General features: G+C 65.1%; 5 protein-coding genes, 1 tRNA gene and 1 pseudogene. 6 read left to right on the top strand and 1 reads right to left on the bottom strand.

All coding sequences use genetic code 11. The annotated features are described in order from the left end of the window. Positions 1–156 precede the first annotated feature (156 nt). The 4 genes from G3436_RS13765 (at position 157) to G3436_RS13750 (ending at position 2,858) form a co-directional block, all read left to right on the top strand. Positions 157–882 carry an oxidoreductase gene (locus tag G3436_RS13765; protein ID WP_243667138.1) on the top strand — a complete coding sequence of 242 codons (726 nt, stop codon included), beginning with the start codon at positions 157–159 and terminating at the stop codon, positions 880–882. Between the two features lie 10 nt (positions 883–892). Beyond that, positions 893–1,666: an SDR family NAD(P)-dependent oxidoreductase gene (locus tag G3436_RS13760; protein ID WP_338001255.1), complete on the top strand. Its 774-nt coding sequence runs from the start codon at positions 893–895 to the stop codon at positions 1,664–1,666. 7 nt (positions 1,667–1,673) lie between these two features. Beyond that, positions 1,674–2,429 (top strand): SDR family NAD(P)-dependent oxidoreductase, encoded by a 756-nt coding sequence (locus tag G3436_RS13755; protein WP_163945815.1) that lies wholly within the window; start codon positions 1,674–1,676, stop codon positions 2,427–2,429. Positions 2,430–2,642: 213 nt separating this feature from the next. Then, positions 2,643–2,858 carry a hypothetical protein gene (locus G3436_RS13750; RefSeq protein ID WP_163945813.1) on the top strand — a complete coding sequence of 72 codons (216 nt, stop codon included), beginning with the start codon at positions 2,643–2,645 and terminating at the stop codon, positions 2,856–2,858. Positions 2,859–2,985: 127 nt separating this feature from the next. Here the strand turns inward: G3436_RS13750 and G3436_RS13745 are convergent. Beyond that, positions 2,986–3,072, bottom strand: a tRNA-Leu gene (locus G3436_RS13745). A gap of 264 nt (positions 3,073–3,336) precedes the next feature. Here G3436_RS13745 and rnr point away from each other — a divergent pair. Further along, positions 3,337–5,972, top strand: a pseudogene (gene rnr, locus G3436_RS13740) (ribonuclease R). Then, positions 5,969–6,721, top strand: a complete 753-nt coding sequence (gene rlmB, locus G3436_RS13735) for a 23S rRNA (guanosine(2251)-2'-O)-methyltransferase RlmB (protein ID WP_163945810.1) — start codon at positions 5,969–5,971, stop codon at positions 6,719–6,721. Before rnr ends, rlmB begins: the two are co-directional and overlap by 4 nt. Positions 6,722–6,775: the final 54 nt, after the last annotated feature.

Here is a 6,775-nt window from a genome sequence, read left to right as displayed (position 1 = left end):
CTGCGCCGTTGATCGAGTTCGGCCACCAGCAGCAGTGCCCGGTGGTGGTGCAGTTGCAGCACTAGGCGCGCAGGGCAACGCGCAGTTGGGCGGGGCGGCGTTGCTGGCGCCCAGCCGTGGCAACGGCACGCCGGCCACGCCGGCGACGCGCGGGTGATGACCCACGCCGATGTGCGCCAGGTGTGCACGCAGTTCGCCCAGGCGGCGCTGCTGGCACGCCGCGCCGGTGCGCGGATGGTCCAGTTGCAGGCGTCCAATGGCTACCTCTTGAGCAGTTTTCTCTCGCCGTACACCAACCGTCGCACCGATCGCTACGGCGGCACGCCGCTGCGGCGGGCGCGCCTGCTGCTGGAGGTGATCGAGCACATTCACCAGGCCACCCACGGCGAACTGGATATTTCGGTACGCCTGGGCATCGACGATTGCCTGGGCGCGCGCGGCCAGCGCCCGGAGTTGCTCGAACACGTGGTGCCGGCGCTGGAGCAGGCCGGTGTGGTGGCGCTGATGGGCTCGATCTCGATCCGCGAGACCTTCCATTACATGTTGCGCGCCGATGCGCAGGTGCAGGCGGCGTTCATTCAGGGGGTTCGCCACCTGCGCCAGCTGACCTCGTTGCCGGTGGGTTTCGCCGGCTTCACCGGCTCGCTGGCCCAGGCCGAGACGCTGCTGGGCGACCAGGTGTGCGACCTGGTCGGCATGAGCCGTGCGCTGTTTGCCGACAACCAGTTGGTGAGCAAGTCACTGGCCGGGCATGCCGACCGGGTCACGGCCTGCCGCTTCGATGGCCACTGCTTTCGCGACAAGAGCAACCCGCAGTTGGACAGGGTGTACTGCTGCGTGAACGAACACTACAAACGGCCGGCATCTATTCGTTATGACTAAGGAGAGTCTTGTGGAGTGGAAAGGGAAAAACATCGTGATCACCGGCGGCTCGAGTGGTATCGGGCTGGTGCTCGCGCAGCGCCTGGTCGAGGCGCAGGCCCGGGTGGTGCTGCTGGGGCGCAGCGAAGAAAAGGGCCGCGCAGCGCTGGAGACGCTGTCGGGTGACGTCGACTTCATTGCCTGCGACGTTGCCGACGCGACAGCGGTGCAGGCCGCGTTCGGCGCGCTGCAGCGTCGCCTGGGCGGGCTCGACCATGCGGTGAACGCGGCCGGTGTGACCGCGCCCTACGCGCCGATCAGCGAGCTGAACCCGGCCGACTGGGCGCGGGTGATGACGATCAACAGTCATGGTCCGCTGTATTGCCTGCAGCAGGAGTTGCGCCTGATCAGCGCCAAGCCGGGCGGTTCGATCGTCAATGTGTCGTCGTGCGCCGGTGTGGTGCCGATGCCCTACCAGGCCGCCTATGTGGCCAGCAAGGCGGCGCTGAATGCACTGACCCAGGTGGCGGCAATGGAAAACGCCTGCGACGGACACGGGCGCCATGCGGTGCGCGTCAATGCGGTGGCACCGGGGCCGACCCTGGGCGGGATGAACACGCCGGAGCGTCTGCAGGCCAACCCGTCGGGCACCCAGCGCAAGATCGCGGTGACCGCGATGAAGCGGTTTGCCCAGCCCCAGGAAGTGGCTGACGCGGTGCTGTACCTGCTGGGCGGGGCGTCGAGCTACATCACCGGCACGATCCTGAGTGTCGATGGCGGCTATCACATCGGCAAGTTCGAGTGAGGTCATGATGAAGCGTGTTTTTATCACCGGTGTCAGCACCGGTATCGGGCATGCGCTGGCCAGTCAGTACCTGGCGCGCGGTTACGCGGTGGTGGGGGTGTCGCGCGGTTGCCCCGAGGACCTGCTGGGCCAGCCGCATTTCCACTTCGCTGGCTGCGACCTGACCGACATCCCCAACGCCCGGCCGGTGCTTGAGCAGTTGCTGGCACAGCACGGCGAGCAGGGCTTCGAGGTGGCGTACCTCAACGCCGGCACCTTCGGCGAGACGCCGACCCTGGCCAGGCAAACCTCGGTGCAGGCGTTCACGGCGGTACTGGACATCAACCTGGTGGCGGTGAAGTGGGTGCTCGACGTGCTGCTGAACGCCGCACAGCCGCCACAGACGGTGTGCTTCTCGGCGTCAGTCGCGGGTGTGCGGCAGCGCGCCGGCATGTTGTCGTACTGCGTGTCCAAGGCCGCGCTCAACGCCCTGGTCAAGGTCTACCAGTTGGAAAACCCCGGCGTGTTCTTCGCCCTGCTGGGCTTGTGCAACGTCGACACGCTGGTCGCGCGCACCATCCTGGGGGCCGACCCGCGCTTCACCGACCTGGCAGGCCTGCGCGAGCGGGCCGCGCAACCGGGCTATGTGGTCAGCGCACAGCAACGTGCACGGCAGATCGTCACCGTGTTGCAGCAACGCCAGATGATTGGCCTGGAATCGGGTAATTTCCAGGAAATTCGACCTCTTCTCGAACACTTGAACAAGGAAGTCCAAGCCTCATGAAAATGTCTCAATACGCGAACGTGGTCCGGGTCGGTGCGCTCTATGACATTCTGGCCACTGCGCCGTTTGCACTGCCGGTACTCAGCCTATGGGCACTCGATGCGTTGATCGGGCTGGATGCCTGGCTCGGCCTGGGCACCACCTTCCTGCCGCTGGACCCCAGCGCGCTGTTCTTCATCAACCTGGGGGCGCTGGCCTATGTGATCTGGGGGGGTGGCACGCCTGCGCGAGCCGTCGCTGGCCAACGGCCGCCTGGACGCGCTGCTGCGGTTGCTGGTGATCGGCCTGCAATTGTTTGCCCTGAGCCAGGGCGCCACGCCCCTGTTGTGGGGCCTGGCTGGCGTGCTGCTGGTGATTGCCCTGCTGCAGTTGCGTAAGCCAGCGCCGGACCAGGCCTCGGCCGCGCGCGGCGAGGTGCTGGGGTACTGAGCCGGCGTGGCGGCGGCGGGGGCCTTCAGGCGCCTGCCGTTGCCTGCTCCAGGCCTTGCGGGAGGAGGGGGAGCTGACTTTAATGACTGGCATAAAAAAACCCGCTTTCGCGGGTTTTTCTAGAATATGGTGCCCAGAAGAAGACTCGAACTTCCACGACCGTAAGGTCACCAGCACCTGAAGCTGGCGTGTCTACCAATTTCACCATCTGGGCATTTCGCTGAGGCTTCATGATGCTTCACATCAGGCCGCTTCTCAACTATAACGACGGTGTTCGTCGTTGTGGTGCGCACTATACGGATGCCCCGAAGGGCTGTAAAGCCCCGTACGGAAAAAATCTCAAAAAATTCAAGTCGTTGTTCCTTGGGCTGTTTTGGCATCGTTCGAGGGCTCTGACAGGGCTGTCCAAGCCTGAAATTTCCGGTTTCAATACGCCTATGCCAAACTAACCCTATATAGACAAGGTGAACCCCTACTAATGGCCGATTGGCAGACCCTCGATCCCGAGGCCGCTCGTGAAGCGGAAAAATACGAAAACCCTATTCCTAGCCGTGAGCTGATCCTCCAGCGCCTCGACGAGCGCGGCTCTCCCGCTGCGCGCGAGCAGTTGGCCGAGGAGTTCGGCCTGCACACCGAGGACCAGATCGAAGCCCTGCGCCGCCGCTGCGTGCCATGGAACGTGATGGCCAGCTGATCTATACCCGGCGCGGCACCTATGCCCCGGTAGACAAGCTGGACCTGATCCTGGGCCGCATCAGTGGCCACCGCGACGGTTTCGGTTTTCTCGTCCCCGACGATGGCAGCGACGACCTGTTCCTGAGCCCGGCGCAGATGCGCCTGGTGTTCGATGGCGATCGCGCACTGGCGCGCGTCTCGGGCCTGGACCGCCGCGGCCGCCGTGAAGGCGTGATCGTCGAAGTGATCTCGCGTGCCCACGAAAGCATCGTGGGGCGCTACTTCGAAGAAGGCGGCGTGGGTTTCGTGACCCCCGACAACCCCAAGGTTCAGCAGGAAGTGCTGGTTACCCCGGGGCGCAACGCCAACGCCAAGGTTGGTCAGTTCGTCGAGGTGAAGATCACCCATTGGCCTACTGCACGCTTCCAGCCGCAGGGCGATGTCGTCGAAGTAATCGGCAACTACATGGCGCCGGGCATGGAAATCGACGTCGCGCTGCGCAGCTACGACATCCCGCACGTCTGGCCTGAAGCGGTGATCAAGGAGGCGCGCAAGCTCAAGCCTGAAGTCGAAGAGAAGGACAAGGAACACCGCATCGACCTGCGCCACTTGCCGTTCGTCACCATCGACGGCGAAGACGCGCGCGACTTCGACGATGCCGTGTACTGCGAGAGCCTGGGCAAGCTGCGCCTGTTCTCCGGCGGCTGGCGCTTGTTCGTGGCGATTGCCGACGTGTCCAGCTACGTACGCCTGGGCTCTGCCCTGGACAACGAAGCCCAGGTGCGCGGCAACTCGGTGTACTTCCCCGAGCGCGTGATCCCGATGCTGCCCGAAGAGCTGTCCAACGGCCTGTGCTCGCTGAACCCGCACGTCGACCGGTTGGCGATGGTCTGTGAAATGACCATCAACAAGTCCGGCCAGATGGTCGACTATCAGTTCTACGAGGCGGTGATCCACTCCCACGCACGCCTGACCTACAACAAGGTCAGCAGCATGCTCGAGCATTCGCGTACCCGTGAAGGCAAGGCCTTGCGCGAGCAGTACAGCGCCGTGGTGCCCGACCTCAAGCAACTGTATGCGCTGTACAAGGTGCTGCTGGCGGCCCGTCACACCCGTGGCGCGATCGACTTCGAGACCCAGGAAACCCGCATCATCTTCGGCTCCGAGCGCAAGATCGCGGAAATTCGCCCCACTGTGCGCAACGATGCACACAAGTTGATCGAAGAGTGCATGCTCGCGGCCAACGTGGCGACGGCCGAGTTCCTCAAGAAGCACGAAATCCCTGCGCTGTACCGGGTGCATGACGGCCCGCCGCCAGAGCGCCTGGAAAAACTGCGCGCCTTCCTCGGCGAGCTGGGCTTGTCGCTGCACAAGGGCAAGGATGGTCCGTCGCCCAAGGATTACCAGGCACTGCTGTCGCAGATCGCCGGTCGCCCGGACTTCCACCTGATCCAGACCGTGATGCTGCGCTCGCTGAGCCAGGCGGTGTACAGCGCCGACAACAACGGCCACTTCGGCCTGAACTACGAGGCGTACACCCACTTCACCTCGCCGATCCGGCGCTACCCGGACCTGCTCACCCACCGTGCCATCCGCAGCGTGATCCGTTCGCGCCAGGAAACCCCGCACGTCAAGCGGGCCGGCGCGATGAGCATTCCCAAGGCGCGCATCTACCCGTACGACGAAGCGGCGCTGGAACAGTTGGGCGAGCAGTGCTCGATGAGCGAGCGGCGTGCCGACGAAGCCACCCGCGACGTGACCAACTGGCTCAAGTGCGAGTACATGAAGGACCGCGTGGGCGAGAGCTTCCCGGGTGTGATCACTGCGGTGACCGGTTTTGGCCTGTTCATCGAGCTGACCGACATCTACGTCGAGGGCATGGTGCACGTCAGCGCCTTGCCGGGTGACTACTACCACTTCGATCCGGTTCACCATCGCCTGGCGGGCGAGCGTACCGGGCGCAGCTTCCGCCTGGGCGACACGGTCGAGGTGCGCGTGATGCGCGTCGACCTGGAGCAGCGCAAGATCGACTTCGAGATGGCCGAAAACACCCTGAATGCGCCGATCGGTCGCAAGCCGCGTGGTGCCGAGCCGGTGGCCAAGGGCAAGCCGGGCGCCGCCCCGGTCAAGTCCAATGGCGCCGCCAAGCCGTACACCTCGCCCGCCAAGGCGGCCAAGGTTGAAGCAGCCCCGGCCGAGCCGCCGCGCCGCAGCCGCAAGAACGAAGCCAGCGATGCCTACTTCCCGGCCGATGCTGCGGCCAAGAACGCCGAAGTGCGCAAGAGCCGGGAGATGAAAAAGGCGTTGTTGTCCGATGCCAAGAACGCCGGCAGCAAGCCTGCGGCCAAGGGTTCGAAGACGTCCGACAAGCCGAGCAAGCATCGCAAGGGGCCGCCCAAGGCCGGTGGTGCCCCACGTAAACCCAAGGCGAAGTCATGAGTCAGTTGGAAAAAATCTACGGCGTGCATGCCGTGGAAGCCCTGTTGCGTCATCATCCCAAGCGGGTCAAGCAGGTCTGGCTGGCCGACAGCCGCAGCGAGCCGCGGGTGCAGGCGCTGCTGGAGCTGGCGGCGCAGAACCGCGTGGCCGTGGGGCAGGCCGAGCGTCGCGAGATGGACGCCTGGGTCGAGGGTGTGCATCAGGGCGTGGTGGCCGAGGTCAGCCCGAGCCAGGTGTGGGGCGAGGCGATGCTCGAAGAGCTGCTGGACCGTACCGAAGGTGCGCCGTTGATCCTGGTGCTGGACGGTGTGACCGACCCGCACAACCTGGGCGCCTGCCTGCGCACCGCCGATGCGGCGGGTGCGCTGGCAGTGGTGGTGCCCAAGGACAAGTCGGCGACCCTGACGCCGGCGGTGCGCAAGGTGGCGTGTGGCGCCGCCGAAGTGATCCCGCTGGTGGCGGTGACCAACCTGGCGCGTACCCTGGAGAAGCTTCAGCAGCGTGGTCTGTGGGTTGTCGGTACGGCAGGGGAGGCTGAGCAGGAGCTGTATCAGCAGGACCTGACTGGGCCGACCATTCTGATCATGGGGGCCGAGGGCAAGGGCATGCGCCGCTTGACCCGCGAGCACTGTGATTTCCTCGTGAAGCTGCCGATGGCGGGCAGCGTCAGCAGCCTGAACGTGTCGGTGGCGACGGGCGTTTGCCTGTTCGAGGCGGTGCGTCAGCGTCAGGCCAAGCGCAAGGCCTGATATCGGCGTTGTGCCTTTCGCTGGCAAGCCAGCTCCCACCGTGCGCTGGCTTGC

Origin of the sequence: Pseudomonas brassicae (assembly GCF_010671725.1) — a bacterium.
In the GTDB taxonomy this organism is placed as follows: Bacteria; Pseudomonadota; Gammaproteobacteria; order Pseudomonadales; family Pseudomonadaceae; genus Aquipseudomonas; species Aquipseudomonas brassicae.
Note: the sequence above shows the minus strand (reverse complement) of the source record. Positions and strands in the feature narration are given on the sequence as shown.